Source organism: Pseudomonas putida (genome assembly GCF_016406145.1).
GTDB classification, from domain to species: Bacteria; Pseudomonadota; Gammaproteobacteria; order Pseudomonadales; family Pseudomonadaceae; genus Aquipseudomonas; species Aquipseudomonas putida_E.
In genome coordinates this window covers 2,899,962-2,917,235 of record NZ_CP066306.1, presented here as the reverse complement: position 1 = coordinate 2,917,235, position 17,274 = coordinate 2,899,962, and the positions used below count along the sequence as shown (strand labels likewise).

The window sequence follows — 17,274 nt, the reverse complement described above, 5'->3', positions numbered from 1 at the left end:
TCGGATTGCCGCGAAGAAGTGCCCACAGCGGCTGCTATGTGCTTGTCGGGAGATAGGGTGATGGCGGCTAGGTGCCTGTCTTGGGTTTGGAGGTGGGGCGGAAATCGAGCGCCGCCCGCGCGGCGCAAGGCCGCTCCTACATTTGTTTCGGGCCAGTCAGGTCTATGGCATTTGCGCGCGACCGCCTTGTTTGTCCGGCGCGATATCGGGACAGGCACCAAGGGGCCGCGCGCCAATCCCTCAGGAATAACTGGCCCGAAACAAATGTAGGAGCGGCCTTGCGTCGCGATGCGCCGCGCGGGCGGCGCTCGATCTGATAGGCGCTGAAAATGCCAAGCCAAGCACCTGGTGGCCCCGGAAAAAGGACTCAGCGCTGAGCGATCAGCCAGCCAAGCGCTTGTCGTAAACGTGGCATGCCTTGCCTTCGGAGCGCTTGAGTGTGCCGCAAGGCTGCAGCCGCACGTGGGTGCTGATGCCGATGTAGGTCTTGATTTGCCTGCTCAACTCAGCCACCACCAATTTGCGCTGCGCCTCGTCGAGTGCCTGGCACTCGCCACGCAACTCCACATGCACCTCGACACTGTCCAGGTTGCCATTGCGATACAGGTGTATCTCATACAGCTCTGAAAGCTGTTTTATTTTAAGCACCTGCTCTTCAATCTGCGTGGGGAATACGTTGACCCCGCGGATGATCAGCATGTCGTCACTGCGCCCGGTGATCTTGCCGATCCGCCGCATCGGCCGCGCCGTACCCGGCAACAGGCGTGTCAGGTCGCGGGTGCGGTAGCGGATCATTGGCAGCGCTTCCTTGCTCAACGAGGTGAACACCAGTTCGCCCAGCTGCCCGTCCGGCAGCACCTCACCGCTGACCGGGTCGATGATCTCGGGGTAGAAGTGGTCTTCCCAGATGGTCGGCCCGTCCTTGGATTCCAGGCATTCCATCGCCACCCCTGGCCCCATGATCTCTGACAGCCCATAAATATCCAGGGCATTGATGCCCAGGCGCTGCTCGATCGAGCGGCGCAACTCATCTGTCCATGGCTCGGCGCCGAAGATCCCCAGGCGCAGCTTGAGGTCGTGCGGGTCAATGCCCTGGCGTTCGATCTCGTCAGCCAGGTTGAGCATGTACGAGGGCGTGACCATGATGATGTCAGGCTGGAAGTCGCGAATCAGCTGCACCTGCTTCTCGGTCTGGCCGCCGGACATGGGGATCACCGTGCAACCGAGCCGTTCGGCGCCATAGTGCGCGCCCAGGCCGCCAGTGAACAGGCCGTAGCCGTACGACACGTGCACCTTATCCCCCTTGCGCCCACCGGCCGCGCGGATCGAACGGGCGACCACGTTGGCCCAGGTATTGATGTCGTTCTGGGTGTAACCGACTACGGTCGGCTTGCCTGTGGTGCCGCTGGAGGCGTGCAGGCGCACCACTTCTTCCTGGGGCACGGCGAACATGCCATAGGGGTAGTTGTCGCGCAGGTCGTTCTTGCCGGTAAAGGGGAACCTGGCGAGGTCTTCCAGCGCGGTAAGGTCGTCAGGGTGGGCACCGCACTCGTCGAAACGCTGGCGGTACAGCGGTACATTGTCGTAGGCGTGCTTCAGGCTCCAGCGCAGGCGGTCCAGCTGGTGCTGGCGCAGCTCGTCGACACTGGCGGTCTCGATCGGGTCAAGCAGGGCGCGGTCGGCATCGTGGTACATGTTCATGGCTTCACTCGAATTGTTCTTGTACGTAGGCGCTAAGGCCTTGAGTGTCATGCGGGCAGCATACTGCCCGTGTCGTGTTCAGTCTCAGGCCATTGGTCTGATGTGCTCAGAGGCGCTCGATGACCAGGGCAATGCCTTGGCCAACGCCGATGCACATGGTGCACAAGGCGTAGCGGCCGCCGCGTTCTTCCAGCTCGTGCAGGGCGGTGGTCACCAGCCGTGCGCCGCTCATGCCCAGCGGATGCCCCAGGGCGATAGCACCGCCATTGGGGTTGACGCGCTTGTCGTCGTCAGCCAGGCCCAGCTCGCGCAGCACCGCCAGGCCTTGGGCCGCAAATGCCTCGTTCAACTCGATGACGTCCATGTCGGCCAGGCTCAGGCCGGCCTGCGCAAGTACCTTGCGGGTCGCCGGGACCGGGCCGATGCCCATGATGCGCGGTTCGACCCCAGCGGCGGCCATACCCAGGACCCGGCCGCGCGGCTTCAGGCCATGGCGGCGGGCCGCATTAGTGCTGGCCAGCAGCAGGGCGCAAGCGCCGTCGTTGACGCCCGAAGCGTTGCCTGCTGTCACGCTGCCGCCTTCACGGAACGGCGTGCCGAGCCTGGTCAACTGGTCCAGGGTGGTGTCAGCGCGGGGGTGCTCATCATGCTCGACAAGCTTGGCCGGGCCTTTGCGCTGTGGGATCTCGACCGGCACGATCTCCCGTGCCAGCCGGCCCCTTGCCTGGGCGGCAGCCGCCTTTTGCTGGCTGCGCAAGGCGAAGGCGTCCTGGGCTTCACGCGAAATACCGAACTGCGCGGCGACATTCTCGGCGGTCTCGGGCATCGAGTCGATGCCGTACTGCGCCTGCATCAGTTTATTGACGAAACGCCAGCCGATGGTGGTGTCGAACAGCTCGGCGCTGCGACCAAAGGCCTGCTCTGACTTGCCCATGACGAAAGGTGCTCGCGACATCGACTCGACGCCGCCGGCCAACATCAGCCCAGCCTCGCCGCAGCGCAGGGCGCGGGCGGCACTGCCGACGGCATCCAGCCCGGAACCGCACAGGCGATTGAGGGTGGTGCCCGGCACCACATCGGGCAGGCCGGCCAGCAGGGAAGCCATGCGAGCCACGTTACGGTTGTCTTCGCCCGCCTGGTTGGCGCAGCCGAGGATCACGTCATCGATGGCGGCCCAGTCGAGTTCGGGATGGCGGGCCATCAGCGCCCTGATCGGCACTGCCGCGAGGTCGTCGGCGCGCACGCTGCTTAAAGCGCCGCCATAACGGCCGATCGGCGTGCGCACGGCGTCGATGATCAACGCCTGTTCGAAAGTCTGGTCAGTCATCCTGGGTCTCCTGCGGCAACACCGTGCCGCGCACTTTGTAGGATTTTCCGTGGAACAGGGCAATCAGTTCGCCGCGCTGGTTTTCAAGGCGTACGTCATACAGCCCCGTGCGGCCCTTGCGGGTGATTTCGCTGGCGGTAGCGGTGAGCACGTCCTGCTCGAAAGCCGGTGCCACGTAGTCGATGCTGCAGTTCAAGGCCACGGTCGCTTCGTCGTAGCTGTTGCAGGCGAAGGCAAACGCCGAGTCCGCCAAGCTGAACAAGAAACCACCATGGCAACTGCCGTGGCCCTGAATCATGTCGGCGCGCACAGGCATGCTCAGGCGGGCCTGGCCGGGGCCGACGTCGAGCAGCCGAGCGCCCAGGGCCTGGGTGGCGCGGTCGCGGGAGAACATTGCATCGGCGCAGGCGCGTGCCAGTTGCTCTGGGGTACGTTGGGCTTCAGTCATGCAGTCGGCCTCCTTGGGCATGTACGCGGCGCAGCAGCAGCGAAGGGCGGTAGCGGGTCTCGCCGTAGCAGCGCTGCAGGTTGTCCAGCACGCGCAGGGTGTAGCCGATGCCGATCTGCTCGGCCCAGGCCAACGGGCCGCGCGGGTAATTGACCCCAGCGCGCATGGCCAGGTCGATGTCGGCTGCCGAGCCGACGCCTTGCAGCACGGCATCGGCAGCTTCGTTGGCGAGTGTGGTGACGGTGCGCAACACCACCAGGGCCGGCAGGTCGGCTATCAGGCAAACCTTCAGGCCCGCCTGGCGCAACAACGCCACGGCGTGTTCGCACGCCTCTGGGGTGGTGTCGGGGCAAGTGCTGATGGCAATCCGTTCGGCCTTGCTGTAATCCAGCGCGAGGTCCACCAGCACCAGGTTGCGCAGCCCATCTTCACGCGCGCGTTGGCTGGCGAGGCGGCCGTCAGACAACGCCAGGGTGGCATCACCTACCCGCAGCAGACCACTGCCCGGGCGCTCAGTGACCTGGACGCCGCTGGCCTGGATGCGCTGTAGCAAGGGCTGCATAACGCCCAGGCTGCCTTCGACCACGCAGCACTCGACACGCGCCGTGCTTTGCACCTCGGCGGGCTGCGGCCGCAGCGCACCTTCGCTGTAATCGTAGAAACCCTGGCCGCTCTTGCGCCCAAGACGCCCGGCATCCACCAGCTCTTTCTGTACAAGCGAGGGCTGGAAACGGAAGTCACCATAAAAGGCGTCGAATACCGAGCAGGTCACGGCGTAATTGACATCGTGGCCGATCAGGTCGGTCAGCTCGAAAGCGCCCATGCGGAAACCACCGGCGTCACGCATCAGCGCATCGAGGCTTGCGCAGGCGGCGGCGCCTTCCTGATACAGGCGCAGGCTCTCGGCATAAAACGGCCGCGCCACCCGGTTGACGATGAAGCCCGGCGTTGAACGCGCATGCACCGGCTGCTTGCCCCAGGCAGTGGCCGTGTCGTACAGCGTGGCGGCCAAAGCGGGGGCAGTGGCCAGGCCTGAAACGACCTCGACCAACGCCATCAGCGGCGCAGGGTTGAAAAAGTGCATGCCGACCACCCGTTCTGGCCGCCGCAGGCCGGCGGCCAGGCTGGTGATCGACAGCGATGAGGTGTTGCTGGCCAATATGCAGCTGTCGCTGCAAAGGGCTTCAAGCTGCTGCAAGAGTGCCTGTTTGATCTGCAGGTTTTCGACGATCGCTTCGATTACCAGCTGCGCATCGGCCAGTGCGTCGAGCGTTTCCACGGGCTGCAAGCGCGCACTGATCGCCTGGCGTGCGGCAGCGTCGAGCTTGCCTTTTTCGACCAGGCGGCCGAGTTGACGGTCGATGCCTTGCACGGCCAAGGCCGCAGCGCCTGGGCGATTGTCATACAGGCAAACTGGGTGCCCCGCCTGGGCGGCCACCTGGGCGATGCCGGCCCCCATCGCACCGGCGCCGATCACCGCGACCTGGGCGTTACTTTCAAGTGCACTCATGTCAGCACCCCTTGAAGGCCGGTGCGCGCTTGGCCATGAACGCTGCGACGCCTTCGCGGTAGTCTTCGCTGCGCCCGGCCAGGCGCTGTAGGTCACGCTCAAGTTCTAGCTGCTGGTCAAAGTGATTGTCGAAGCTGGCGTTCAGCGCACGCTTGATCAGGGCCAACCCGTAAGTCGGCTGGGTCGCCAACTGGCGGGCGAGGGCCAGCGCCTCGTCACGCAGTGCGGCGTCCTCGACCACCTGATAGATCAGACCCCATTGCTCGGCCTTCTCCGCACTCAGGCGATCGCCGAGCAGGGCCAGCGCTTTGGCCCGGGCCATGCCGACCAAGCGCGGCAGTTGCCAGGTACCACCCGAGTCCGGCACCAGGCCGATCTTGCAGAACGCCTGGATAAAGCTGGCAGAGCGGGCCGCAAGCACCAGGTCGCAGGCCAGCGGAATGTTCGCGCCCGCACCGGCCGCCACGCCGTTGACCGCGCAGATGACCGGCATCGGCAGCTCGCGCAGGGCGCGCACCAGCGGGTTGTAGAACGCCTCGATCGATTCGCCCAGATCGGGCACTTGCGCGCCAGGCGCGACGTTGCGGTCAGACAAGTCTTGCCCGGCGCAAAAGCCACGCCCTTCGCCGGTCAGCAGCAACACGCGCACCTGCGGGTCTTGGCGCACCTGCTTGAGCGCCTCGCGCACTTCCTTGTGCATCTGCGTGTTGAAGCTGTTCAGCTGGTCAGGCCGGTTCAGCGAGAGGAGGGCGACACCGTCCTCGATGGAAAACAGGATGTGCTCGAAAGCCATGACAGGCTCGCTCCGTCAGTCGGTGGGGAAGAGGGGGTTACTGGCCCAAGAAGTGCGCCGGGCGTTTTTCCTGGAAGGCGCGGATGCCTTCGTCGCGGTCGACGGTACCGGCCAGCAAGGTGAACGCGTGGCGTTCGAAGCGCAGGCCGGTGGCCAGGTCGGTGTCCCCGGCCTTGAGCAGGGCTTCTTTGGCAAGGCGCACGGCCAGCGGGGCCTTGCGGGCGATGCTGGCCGCCACTTGCAGGGCGCGCTCGACGGCAAGCTCAGGTTGCGTCAGCTCGCTGACCAGGCCGGCCTGCTGTGCCTGCCGGGCTGTGATCGGCTCGCCGGTCAGTACCATCTGCATGGCCAGCGGCTTGCCGACCGCGCGCACCAGGCGTTGTGTGCCGCCCGCGCCGGGGATGATGCCGAGGTTGATTTCGGGCTGGCCGAAGCGTGCGTCTTCGCCGGCGATGACGATATCGGCGCACATCACCAGCTCGCAGCCACCGCCCAGGGCGAAGCCGTTGACCGCTGCAATCAGCGGTTTGGCAAAGCCTGCGATGCGCTGCCAATAGGCGACGCGTGGGTCGTTGAGGATGCCGACCAGGTCGCGCTCGGCCATTTCACGGATGTCGGCGCCGGCAGCGAAGGCCTTGCGGCTGCCGGTGAGCACTATGGCGCGGGTTGCCGGGTCGCGCTCGGCACTTTCCAGCTCGGCCGCAAGCTCGGCGAGCAGTTCGGTACACAGCGCGTTGAGGGCTTCGGGCCGCTGCAGGGTGATCAGCCGGACGCCGTCCTCAGGCGCCTGCACAACGAGATAGCGAGGCATGTCGGTTTCCTCAGGCTGCACGCACGGCACATGGGCCGGCATTTATTGGAATTGTCTGCAGGGGCAGGGGAAAACGCTGAGGCCTGCCCGTATGAGGTCCAGTATATGCCTTATGCGATACACAACTGCAACACATAAAAACGTGTCGCGTGTCTCTTTGTGTGAAGATTACCTGCCAATTGAGTCCGGCTGATGCTGTGGAGGCCCAATAATTACGAGGAAAACGACAGGTTTTATAGGCTGAATGGTGTGCATCGCAAAGCGATACAAGGAATCAGTAATTGACGGTTACATTTATCGTGATACATGATCATCCCACTTGCTGAATCATTTTGAGAGGTGTGACATGCCTTGCTATCGGCTGGACGGCCTGACCCCGGTGATCCACCCAACGGCGTACGTACACCCGACGGCCGTGCTGATCGGCGATGTAATCATCGGCCCGCAGTGTTACGTCGGCCCCCTGGCGTCGTTGCGTGGCGACTTTGGCCGGATCGTCCTGGAGGAGGGTGCCAACCTGCAGGACACCTGCGTGATGCACGGCTTCCCTGGCGGCGATACGGTGATAGAGCGCCATGGTCATGTGGGCCACGGCGCGGTTTTGCACGGCTGCCGGATTGGCGCCGATGCCTTGGTGGGCATGAATGCGGTAATCATGGACGGCGCACACATCGCGCCACGCTGCATCGTCGGCGCCACGGCCTTCGTCAAGGCTGGCTTCGAATGCCCCGAGCAGAGCCTGGTAATGGGCGCGCCGGCACAGGCCAAGCGTACCCTCAGCGATCAAGAGGTCGCCTGGAAGCAACGCGGCACAGACGAATACCAGCGCCTGGCCCAGCGCTGCAGTGCCGCCCTGGTCGAATGCCCGCCCCTGAGCGAAGTCGAGGAGCAGCGCCCACGCATGGGTGATTGCGGCTTTCGCCCCAAAGGCGAGGCGCAGGCATGAGCCTGGTGGTGACTGGCAATGGCCAGGCGGCACGGCGGGCAGGTATAGTCGGGGCTCCATCGGCTTACAGTTCCCCCATGAGCAGCCTTGCCCCCCTCAATACCTTGATCACCCGCTTCCAGGAGCAGACGCCGATCCGCGCGAGCTCGCTGATCATCACCCTGTATGGCGACGCCATCGAGCCGCATGGTGGCACGGTCTGGCTGGGCAGCCTGATCAACCTGCTGGAGCCGATCGGCATCAACGAACGGCTGATCCGCACCTCGATCTTCCGCCTGACCAAGGAAGGCTGGCTGACCGCCGAGAAAGTCGGCCGGCGCAGCTATTACAGCCTCACCGGCACCGGCCGGCGCCGTTTCGAAAAAGCTTTCAAGCGTGTTTACAGCGCGAGCCTGCCAGCCTGGGACGGCGCCTGGACGCTGGTGTTGCTGTCGCAGCTGGAGGCCAGCAAGCGCAAGGCCGTGCGCGAGGAGCTGGAGTGGCAGGGCTACGGTGCCATCGCCCCGAACGTACTGGGGTGCCCGCGCGCTGATCGTGCCGACCTGGCGACCACCTTGCGCGAGCTGGACGCCACTGACGACAGCATCGTCTTCGAAACCCACACCCAGGAAGTACTGGCCTCAAAGGCCATGCGCGCCCAGGTTAGGGAAAGCTGGCGGATCGAGGAACTGGGCGAGCACTACAGCGAGTTCATCCGCTTGTTCCGACCGCTGTGGCAGGCACTCAAGGAGCAGAAGGAACTCGATGCCCAGGACTGCTTCCTGGCGCGCACCTTGTTGATTCATGAGTACCGTCGGCTGCTGCTGCGCGACCCGCAGTTGCCGGATGAGCTGCTGCCTGGGGACTGGGAAGGCAGGGCTGCTCGCCAGTTGTGCCGTAACCTCTATCGTCTGGTGTGGGGCAGGGCGGAAGCGTGGCTGGGGAGCGCACTGGAGACGGCAGATGGGCCGTTGCCGGATGTTAACGAGAGCTTCTACAGGCGGTTTGGTGGTTTGGGCTGAAGCCGGGGCTTCCCCTCAATTTCCCCGTCGCCTGCGCCGATACAACCATGCAGTGATCTGGGTGGCCGGCGGGCGGCGTTTGTCGCCGATGTACGACGTACTGCCCATGCTCGAAGAAGGGCCGGCACAAACCTTGGCCATGGCTGTTGGCCGTGAGGGCAGCCAGATCAGCCGTGCAAACCTGCTCAGCCACCACGCCCACTTTGCCCTGACGCGGGATCAGGCCGAGCAAGTTCGGTGCGGATGCTCAGCTGAGCGAGTACGGACTGTTTAATCAATAAAGTCCCAGCACAAGTTAAGCTGGAATATAACTAAACTAAATGAATATTTAGTTTAGCTATTCCTTGGAGTCATATTGTAGGGGCAGGGTAGCTAATCAGTTGAGCTAGGGGTAGCTCAACTGATGGAGAATTTTGATGCAGCAGCACCTTACGCCATGGATGATCGAAAGCGCTTACCGCTATTGGGAAGCTGCCAAACACCTGCTTACTGGACACGACATGATGGCTGCTGCCCAGGTAAACGCTGCGATTGGCATGGAAATTTTGCTGAAAAGCTTCGTTGCTGTGCCCAATGGCAACCATGACCAGGTCAATGAAACTTACGACCTTGACGCCGAATTGCTCAAGGACGCGCATCGCGAACTGCAGCGCGTCGGCAAGATTGCGGCTGACAAGCGCGTCGACAAACACGATTTGCTCACGCTTTTTCACGCAGTCCCTGCGGATATCCGGGCGCACCTTCGATTCGACCAGGAGGAAGAATGGATTGAGCGTTACCGCAACGTCTTCACAAACGCTCGGTACCCGTATGAAGCCAGCTCGCGCAAAGGCTACAGCGACACGTTGATTCGTGTCCTGGGCACTATGATTGACAGCGTTGTGAAGTGGTACCGAGAGCAAGGCTGCCGTGATGTCTTCATTGTTTGCTATGGCATGACGCCTGCTGATTTTCAGGCCAAGACTGGAAAGGAGCCTGATCCGTCGTGAGCCTCTGTTGAAATCTGCCCACCCACGGCCCCGGTAGCTCCATACGAAGGTGCGCATAATGCATATTATGTTAAATGGTGTATGTTCGCTCTTCGGTTGCTGACCTTCACTTCTCCAGTTTCACCATTCACAGGCGCCGTTTTCAGCATTCACCGGTTCCCTTGTAGCCGTCGCGAATCACGGACACTTCTTCCCCCGCAGCCCCCAGCCCCCAGCCCACAAGCCCACAAGCCCACAAGCCCACAAGCCCTCCAGCGTCTCGGGGTTGCTTCCAAGCGCCAGCAAACCGCAGAAATGCGGACACTTATGCCTCTGAGCGCTTCCCGCAAACCCTTGATTCCATTGGGTCTTGTCAATAAACGCTCGTTTGAACCGTTGCTCCGGTTTTCCGCGCTATCTGGACACTCTAGCAATCTGCGGGATTTCCAAAACGCCCCCTGTGAGCCAGTAAATCCAACGCCTCCAGGGTTTTTTGCACCTAATGCGGACACCTTCCTGCTTGCACGGCGAACCCCATAATCAGGACACTTTCCGTATTTTCAGCCCTCAACGAGCCACAGTTTCCATTTGAAATACACGCCCCCCCCGAAGACCCGCAACACCAAGCAGACAAACGCTCCAAGCCACGCGCTCCGGGCCTTACGGCAGTCCCCACAATTTCGATCGTGTAATTCAGCTCCCTGGATCCCCTTAGCGACACAGCTTTCGCACAAACGACGCTCCGAGCGATTTTCCTGCAAACGCGACGATAATGCGGACACTTTCCAAATCTGACATTTTCAGCCAGCGGAGAGGAATATTTCTCTCACGTGCGGACGCTGCTGGGAGAGTTGCTGAACCCCTCGGGAAACTTGCAGGAAACGTGTTGCAAAATAGACGAGAGGCAGGTCATTCGGAGGGAAGTTGACCGACTGGTGCTCCCTGCTACCGCTAGCACGAAACTGGGTACTCAGACCTCTACGTTGCCCGCCGTAGTTAAAGAGGTCACTCACTGTATGAAAATCGCTAAGGAGCACATCTGTACTCCTTGCTTGTGCTTAGCCGCCGCATCACAACCAAAACACCATGCACGCGAATAGCTTGAGTGACCTAGATCTTGTCTAACTCAGCAGACCAAGTTTTCGCGCTTCTGAAGCAGCTGTAGTGAATGTCGCGTCCATAGGTGCACTTCGCGGCGCTGCATTTGCACTGTCCTATGCGGCGAGCCGTGCCGCAGTGGTCTCCATGACAAAGTCCGCTGCACTGGACTGGGCATCGCGAAAATACAGCATACGGGTTAATGCGGTCTTGCCGGGGTCGGTGAGAACCGAGCTTTCCCAGCAGACCAACGCATTGACTATTGGATTTACTCTCCCTCCTCCGTGTCGCACACTGAGGTAATGGCCAAGGCTCTGGCTGTGAAGTCAGAGCTCGGCTCCGCTGGCTGTAGATCATCCCGCTTATTCTGGCAATGCTTGCCTGTCTGTGCAGAGTGCGTTGCTTTATCCGCGTGACACGAGAGCTTCTAATGCTGACGGTGCAAAATCTAATTGCTATTGATCCACTGAAACTGCAGGTTGCCGCCGGCATGGCGGGTATTGGACGGACCATCACCTGGGCACATACGGTTGACCTGCCCGACCCTTGGCGCTGGGTGTCACCGGGTGATCTGGTAATGACCACCGGCGTGGGCCTACCAAAGACTTCGCAGGAGCAGGTTGAATGGCTGGAGCAGCTCGTACAGAGCACCCCTAGCGCCTTGGTCATCGCTCCCAGGCAAGATGCCCCAGACTTGACGCAAGCACTGCTGGAAGCAGCCGACAGGCTGCATTTTCCAGTGCTGCGCGCGAGCTTCCAACTGGAGTTCGTCAAGCTTTCACACCAAGTGATTGAAAGTGTTCTGCAGGCACAGCGGGAGCGGTTCAATGCCAGCGAACGGCTGTTTCAGACTTACGCAGAGGCACTGCGCAAGCAACCAGAAATGGCTGGAAGGCTCTCGATCCTCGCCACTGCATTGGGTATGAGTCTGGCCATCGAAGATGCTGTCAGCGGGCTCAAGATTGTCGAAGCCCAGGGCGTATCTTCAGAAGATGTCGATCACATCGAACGGATACCGATTGGTGGTCGCGCCCGTGCCAATCTCATTATCTCGGGTAGCGCCAGGCGCACTGCCGATGATTCCATATTGGTTCGGTCATTGGCTGGCTTGCTGGGTGTCGAACTGGAGCGTCTGATGATCCAACGCGACCAGCAACGCGAAGAAGGTGAGTCGCTGCTGCGCAGCTTGCTCGACGGTACAACCGAGTTCTCTTTGGCGTTGCCGGTGCTGGAACGTCATGGGCTCACAGGCACATTGGTCAGCTTGGCGATAATGCCAGGGCCAGCCGGCCCATGGTCAATCGACAATATTCATCACTGCCCTTCCCTGTGCGCGCTAACACCATTGCTGTTTGTCGAAAGCGGACTATTGATGGCGCTCAGTCGAAATCAGCCATCAATATTTGAGGAATTGCGCACCAACCTCGGTGTCGGCACTGTGATCGGCGTTAGCGGGCCAATCTCAGCAGCAACGGGCCTACAGGAAAGCTTCCGACAATCCCGGCTCGCGCTTATCCAAGCCCAGGAAATAGTCAAGGAAATCCTGGCTTATGGAGAGGCGGAAACCGGGTTGGTCATGGCACCCAAGTCGATGCCTGAAGCACGTGCACTTGTAGGTCGGTATCTGGGTCCATTGATTGAGCACGATCGTACCCAGGGTGCGGCACTGCTGACCACATTGATTACCTTTCTGCAAAACGACGGCAATTGGAAAGCAACCGCCTTCGACCTAGATGTTCACCGCCAAACGCTTGTCTATCGATTAAAGCTGGTTGAACAACTCACAGGGCTGAAGCCAACAACTACCAGTGGCATCGCACGTTTCTGGGGTCGGCATCGCGAACTCTGCGCCTTTGGCGATGGCTTGCGGCCAACGCTGCATGATGCTCTTCTGCTTGGTGTAGAAGCGCACCCCTTCCTCGCCGTAAGCATGCATGTCACCGAACAGGCTCTTCTTCCAGCCGCCAAAGCCATGCCAGGCCATTGGCACCGGAATCGGTACGTTGATGCCGACCATGCCCACCTGGATACGGCGGCCGAACTCGCGGGCGATGTGGCCGTCGCGGGTGTACAGGCTCACGCCGTTGCCGAATTCGTGGGCGTTGATCAGGTCGACGGCCTCGGCGAAGTCTTTCACTCGCATGCACGCCAGCACCGGGCCGAAAATCTCTTCCTTGTAGATCCGCATGTCTGGAGTGACATTGTCGAACAGCGTGCCGCCCAGCCAGAAACCATCGCCACAGCCGTCGCCTGCGGTCTGGCCATTGAAGCCACGACCATCGACCAGCATGGTCGCGCCCTCTTTTACACCTTGCTCGATGTAACCGGTGATGCGGTCCAGCGCAGCACGGGTAACGATCGGGCCCATTTCGGCTTCGAGGTTGGTACCATTGAGCACTTTGAGCTTGCGGGTGCGCTCGATCAGCTTGGGCATGACTTTTTCAGAGGTATCGTCACCGACAAACACCGCCACGCTGATGGCCATGCAACGCTCACCGGCCGAACCATACGCCGCACCGATCAGGGCATCGACTACCTGGTCGATATCGGCATCGGGCATCACTACCAGATGGTTTTTCGCGCCGCCCAGTGCTTGGACGCGCTTGCCATGGCGAGCGCCGGTTTCATAGATGTGGTTGGCGATCGGGGTCGAACCTACGAACGACACGGCCTGTACATCCGGGTGTTCGATCAGTGCATTCACCGCATCCTTGTCACCCTGCACCACGTTGAACACGCCGTCTGGCAGGCCGGCTTGCTTGAGCAACTCGGCGATGAACAGGCTCGGGCTCGGATCCAGCGGGCTTGGCTTGAGCACGAAGGTATTGCCGGTGGCCAGAGCGACCGGGAACATCCACATTGGCACCATGACCGGGAAGTTGAACGGAGTGATGCCAGTGACTACACCCAATGGCTGGCGCAGGGTCCAGTTGTCGATGTTGGTGCTGACTTGATCGGTGAAATCGGTTTTCAGCAGCTGCGGCGCGCCGCAGGCGAATTCGACGATCTCGATGCCACGCATCACCTCGCCCTGTGCGTCGGTGAAGACCTTGCCGTGTTCGGCGGTGATCATGCGCGCTAGGTCGTCTTTGTGCTCATTCAGCAGCGCCAGGAAATTGTTCAGTACCCGCGAGCGGCGCAGCGGCGACAGATTGCTCCAGGCCGGGAAGGCAGCTTTGGCCGATGCCACGGCAGCATTCACGTCTTTCTGCGCCGACAGTTGCACCTGACCAGTGACCACGCCGGTGGCTGGGTTGTAGACCGGCAGTTGCTGGCCGCTGGTGGCCTCGGCTTGAGCGCCGGAGATCCAGTTCATGATGGTTTGGGTCATTGTCTTTCTCACATCAAAGGGTAACTACGGTGGCGAGCATTTTTTGCTCGCCGTACTCATGTTTCAGTAGATTGCGTAGACCTTGCGTACGGTCTCGAGCACATCCCAACGGCCGGTCCACCCCGGCGGCAGGATGATCAGGTCGCCGCCGTTCACTTCTACGACTTCTTCAGTGCTGCTGTCGGTGAGCAGGGCTTTACCGGAAATGATGTAGGTGAACTCGGTGTCAGGTCGCTCGATTACTGGCCAGCCACCGGGTTGGCATTCCCACACACCGAGATTACCGACTGCTTCTGGAGCAAGGGTCTGGATGGCGATCTGTGGGTCACCCTTGTCAGCCCCTGCACGCTGGCCGGCGGGGTTAAGAGGCAGGGCCTTGATGTCGGCGTGCTTGATGATGGTGAACGAAGGCATAGGGTTTTCTCCTTATCAATGGGCGCCGGTGAGCTTTTCCAGCAGCATCGCGGTACGCGAAGGTTTGTGGGTGAAGCGTTCTTCGATATCACTCAGCGAGGCTGCTGCGAGGCCGCTGTTGATACCGAACCAACGCAAGGGTTCGCGCTCCCAGGATGGCGAGCGGTGGTTGACCAGAGGCAACGTGTTGATTTCCTCGTCGCGCTCCAGAATGAAGTTGCGCAGCAGACGCCCGGCCAGGTTGCTGGTGGCTACGCCGTCACCCACATAGTTACCGGCCCAGGCCATGCGCTTATTGCGATCGATGCTCACAGTCGGGCACCAGTCGCGCGAGACGCCTAGCGCGCCGCCCCAACGGTGAGTGATGCGTGCATCTCGCAGCGCCGGGAAGAACTCGAGCAGGGTGTCGTAGATCTTGCCGTGGATGTTGTCCACCAAATCGTCCTCGGCAGACATGCGCGAGCCCCAGTTGTAGGGAGCCCCGCGACCACCGAAGACCAACCGGCCTTCCGCCGTCACCTGACCGTAAACGCGCAGGTGGCGCATGTCGTTGAAGGCCATGCGGTGATCGAGTTTGAGCTTGGCCAGCAGATCGCCAGGCAGTGGCTCGGTGGCCAGGACCAACGAGTACAGCGGAATGACAAAACGCGAGTGTCCGGGCTGTTGGGAAGTGAATGCCTCAGTGGCACGCACAGTCATTTCAGCGCGCACCGAGCCATGGGCGGTGTGCACCACCCCCGGCGCCATCTGAGTGACTGCCGACTGCTCATAAATTTTCGCACCCAGGCCTTCAACCAGCTTCGCCAAACCACGGACCAGCTTGCCCGGGTGGATCAGCGCGCAGTGCTCCGTATAAAGGCCGCCGAGCGTTTCTTGAGCACCAATGCGTGTCTGGGCTTCAGCAGCCTCAAGCACGCGCCACTGATCGGGGAGCCCAAAGCGTGCCGAAGACTCGACAGCTGCTCTGGCTCGCTCCATCTGTGGTTTGCTACGTGCCAGCGACAAGAAGCCTTGCTTGGCGTAGTCAGCGTCCACCCCTTCCAGCGCGAGTACCCGGCCAATCTCATCGACTGTTTCGTTCATTGCAGCCTGCAGATGCAGAGCCGCATTGTGCGAATACAGCTCCTCTACGCGGTGCAGCGATATCGGGAAAATTGCCGATGCCCAACCGCCGTTGCGCCCAGAGGCACCAAAACCGACTTCGTTTTTCTCCAGCAGAACTACGCGCAGAGAAGGATCACTCTTGAGCAGGTAGTAGGCCGTCCACAGCCCTGTGTAACCGGCTCCGACGATAACGACGTCGGCTTGGGCCGCACCATCCAGTCGCTCACGCGACGGGCTTGGCGCGAACCACAGCGGTTTGTTCGGCAACTGGGACAATTCGTATTTCGCTGACATGCTGTTGGCTTCCCATTGAGGGCCCGGGATCCGGGGTGTACTGATACGGCGTTGTTGACTAAGCAGTGGTGACGGGCTGGCCTTTGACGGCTCGCTGACGCTTGCGAGATAGGCTCAGTGCCAGGTACGAAGCAGCAATGGCGAAGATGGCTATCACGCACTGCAGCAGGCTCATCTGCATGGAGGGATCGAATGCCATGCTGACCAGGACGGCGATGATCGAAGCGGTGACCAGCAGCGGCAGCCATGGGTGGGCCCACATGGCGAACTTCAGGCTGCCCTCTTCTACCCACTTGCGGCGCAGCTTGAGCTGTGACAAGCAGATCATCAGGTAGACAAACAAGAACACCGTGCCCGAGGAGTTGATCAGGAACTGGAACACCGTATCCGGCCACAGTGCTGCAATGACCACGCAGCCATAGCCAACCAAGGTGGAGGCAAGCACGCCACGAACCGGCACACCTTTTTTGTTCACGCCAGCAATCCAGCGAGGCGCCTCGTCATTGGACGCCAGGACGAACAGCAAGCGCGAAGAGGTATAGAGGCCGGCGTTGAGCACTGACAGCACGGCAACCAGAATGACCGCAGTGAGCATCTCGCCAGCACCAGGAATGCCAATGTGTTCCAGCGTGGTCACGAAGGGCGATTTACCTGGGGTCAGGCTGGTCCATGGCTGGGCGACAACGATGAAGAACGTGGCCAGCACAAAGAACACCAGGATGCGCAGCATGACGGTGTTCACTGCCTTGCGGATGTTGCGAGTAGGGTCTTCCGATTCTGCCGCGGCGAGTGTCGCGACCTCGACACCTGTCATGGAGAAAATGACCACGACGACACCCGTGAACAGTGCACCTACGCCGTGGGGCAGGAAGCCACCATGCTGGGTCAAGTTGTCAAAAGAGGCAGTCGAGTTCGGCCACAGATGGAACACGTAGGCGCCCGCCACGAGCAGGAATACGACGATGGCGGCCACTTTAACCCCGGCGAACCAGTATTCGGCCTCACCGAAGGAGTGCACCGACATCATGTTCAGCAAGGTCATGCTGATCATGAGCCCCAGGGCAATGACCCAGACCGGAATATCCGGGAACCAGCCATTGATGATCTGGCCGCCAACCACGGCTTCAAAGCCGACGACAATGACCCAGAAATACCAGTACAGCCAACCGGTCATGTACCCAGCCGGTCGGCCAAACGCCATTCGGGCGTAGTCAACAAAAGAACCTTTGGTGGGATGTGCCGCTGCCATCTCACCGAGCATTCGCATCACTAGAGCGACGATGATGCCGGTGATGGCATAGGTGAGGAACGCACCCGGGCCGGTTGAGGTGATGACGGCGCTGGAACCGACGAACAGACCTGCACCAATGACGCCGCCAAGGGCAAGCATGCTGATATGGCGTGTTTTCAGTGATCGTTTTAGGCGCGGATCATGCTCTGACTGAATGGGCATGGGGTGTCTCCTTTTATTATTGTTCAACGCTTGAACAGGAGACTAAAACGCCTTTGCGGTACTGGAAATCGTTAA

14 protein-coding genes and 3 pseudogenes are annotated in these 17,274 nt (G+C 61.0%); 6 read left to right on the top strand and 11 right to left on the bottom strand.

Annotated features, from left to right (window positions below):
• Positions 1-381: 381 nt before the first annotated feature.
• From paaK to paaF, 6 genes are all read right to left on the bottom strand, one after another.
• On the bottom strand, positions 382-1,701 hold the full coding sequence (paaK, locus tag JET17_RS13350; RefSeq protein ID WP_012314482.1) for a phenylacetate--CoA ligase PaaK: 1,320 nt from the start codon (positions 1,699-1,701) through the stop codon (positions 382-384).
• Between the two features lie 106 nt (positions 1,702-1,807).
• Positions 1,808-3,028: a 3-oxoadipyl-CoA thiolase gene (gene pcaF / locus JET17_RS13345; RefSeq protein WP_012314481.1), complete on the bottom strand. Its 1,221-nt coding sequence runs from the start codon at positions 3,026-3,028 to the stop codon at positions 1,808-1,810.
• Positions 3,021-3,476: a hydroxyphenylacetyl-CoA thioesterase PaaI gene (paaI, locus tag JET17_RS13340; protein WP_012314480.1), complete on the bottom strand. Its 456-nt coding sequence runs from the start codon at positions 3,474-3,476 to the stop codon at positions 3,021-3,023. The genes pcaF and paaI overlap by 8 nt, the downstream gene beginning before the upstream one ends.
• Entirely contained in the window at positions 3,469-4,986 is a 1,518-nt protein-coding gene (paaH, locus tag JET17_RS13335) for a 3-hydroxyacyl-CoA dehydrogenase PaaH (protein ID WP_012314479.1), read from the bottom strand. The genes paaI and paaH overlap by 8 nt, the downstream gene beginning before the upstream one ends.
• Before the next feature lies 1 nt (position 4,987).
• Complete coding sequence (paaG, locus tag JET17_RS13330) at positions 4,988-5,779, bottom strand: 2-(1,2-epoxy-1,2-dihydrophenyl)acetyl-CoA isomerase PaaG (RefSeq protein WP_012314478.1); 792 nt, start codon at positions 5,777-5,779, stop codon at positions 4,988-4,990.
• Between the two features lie 37 nt (positions 5,780-5,816).
• Complete coding sequence (paaF, locus tag JET17_RS13325; RefSeq protein WP_012314477.1) at positions 5,817-6,590, bottom strand: 2,3-dehydroadipyl-CoA hydratase PaaF; 774 nt, start codon at positions 6,588-6,590, stop codon at positions 5,817-5,819.
• A 346-nt stretch (positions 6,591-6,936) separates the two neighbouring features.
• On the opposite strand from paaF, the gene paaY reads away from it, so the two are divergent.
• From paaY to JET17_RS27275, 5 genes and pseudogenes are all read left to right on the top strand, one after another.
• Positions 6,937-7,536, top strand: a complete 600-nt coding sequence (gene paaY / locus JET17_RS13320; protein WP_012314476.1) for a phenylacetic acid degradation protein PaaY — start codon at positions 6,937-6,939, stop codon at positions 7,534-7,536.
• 77 nt (positions 7,537-7,613) lie between these two features.
• Entirely contained in the window at positions 7,614-8,537 is a 924-nt protein-coding gene (gene paaX, locus JET17_RS13315; RefSeq protein ID WP_190273307.1) for a phenylacetic acid degradation operon negative regulatory protein PaaX, read from the top strand.
• A gap of 416 nt (positions 8,538-8,953) precedes the next feature.
• Entirely contained in the window at positions 8,954-9,526 is a 573-nt protein-coding gene (locus tag JET17_RS13310) for a hypothetical protein (RefSeq protein WP_012314474.1), read from the top strand.
• Positions 9,527-10,663: 1,137 nt separating this feature from the next.
• Positions 10,664-10,906 (top strand): annotated as a pseudogene (locus JET17_RS27800) (SDR family NAD(P)-dependent oxidoreductase); the annotation flags it as partial.
• A 70-nt stretch (positions 10,907-10,976) separates the two neighbouring features.
• Positions 10,977-11,390 (top strand): annotated as a pseudogene (locus JET17_RS27275) (PucR family transcriptional regulator ligand-binding domain-containing protein); the annotation flags it as partial.
• A gap of 309 nt (positions 11,391-11,699) precedes the next feature.
• On the opposite strand, the gene JET17_RS27270 reads toward JET17_RS27275, so the two are convergent.
• Complete coding sequence (locus tag JET17_RS27270) at positions 11,700-11,843, bottom strand: hypothetical protein (RefSeq protein WP_233100399.1); 144 nt, start codon at positions 11,841-11,843, stop codon at positions 11,700-11,702.
• A 33-nt stretch (positions 11,844-11,876) separates the two neighbouring features.
• On the opposite strand from JET17_RS27270, the pseudogene JET17_RS27565 reads away from it, so the two are divergent.
• Positions 11,877-12,365: pseudogene (locus JET17_RS27565) on the top strand (PucR family transcriptional regulator); the annotation flags it as partial.
• Here JET17_RS27565 and JET17_RS13295 read toward each other — a convergent pair.
• The 4 genes from JET17_RS13295 to JET17_RS13280 form a co-directional block, all read right to left on the bottom strand.
• Positions 12,366-13,934, bottom strand: a complete 1,569-nt coding sequence (locus JET17_RS13295) for a CoA-acylating methylmalonate-semialdehyde dehydrogenase (protein ID WP_012314473.1) — start codon at positions 13,932-13,934, stop codon at positions 12,366-12,368. It lies immediately after the preceding pseudogene.
• Positions 13,935-13,997: 63 nt separating this feature from the next.
• Positions 13,998-14,348 (bottom strand): cupin domain-containing protein, encoded by a 351-nt coding sequence (locus JET17_RS13290; protein WP_012314472.1) that lies wholly within the window; start codon positions 14,346-14,348, stop codon positions 13,998-14,000.
• 15 nt (positions 14,349-14,363) lie between these two features.
• Positions 14,364-15,746, bottom strand: coding sequence for an NAD(P)/FAD-dependent oxidoreductase (locus tag JET17_RS13285; RefSeq protein WP_012314471.1), 1,383 nt, complete (start codon positions 15,744-15,746; stop codon positions 14,364-14,366).
• A gap of 58 nt (positions 15,747-15,804) precedes the next feature.
• Complete coding sequence (locus tag JET17_RS13280) at positions 15,805-17,199, bottom strand: amino acid permease (protein ID WP_012314470.1); 1,395 nt, start codon at positions 17,197-17,199, stop codon at positions 15,805-15,807.
• Between the last annotated feature and the right edge of the window lie 75 nt (positions 17,200-17,274).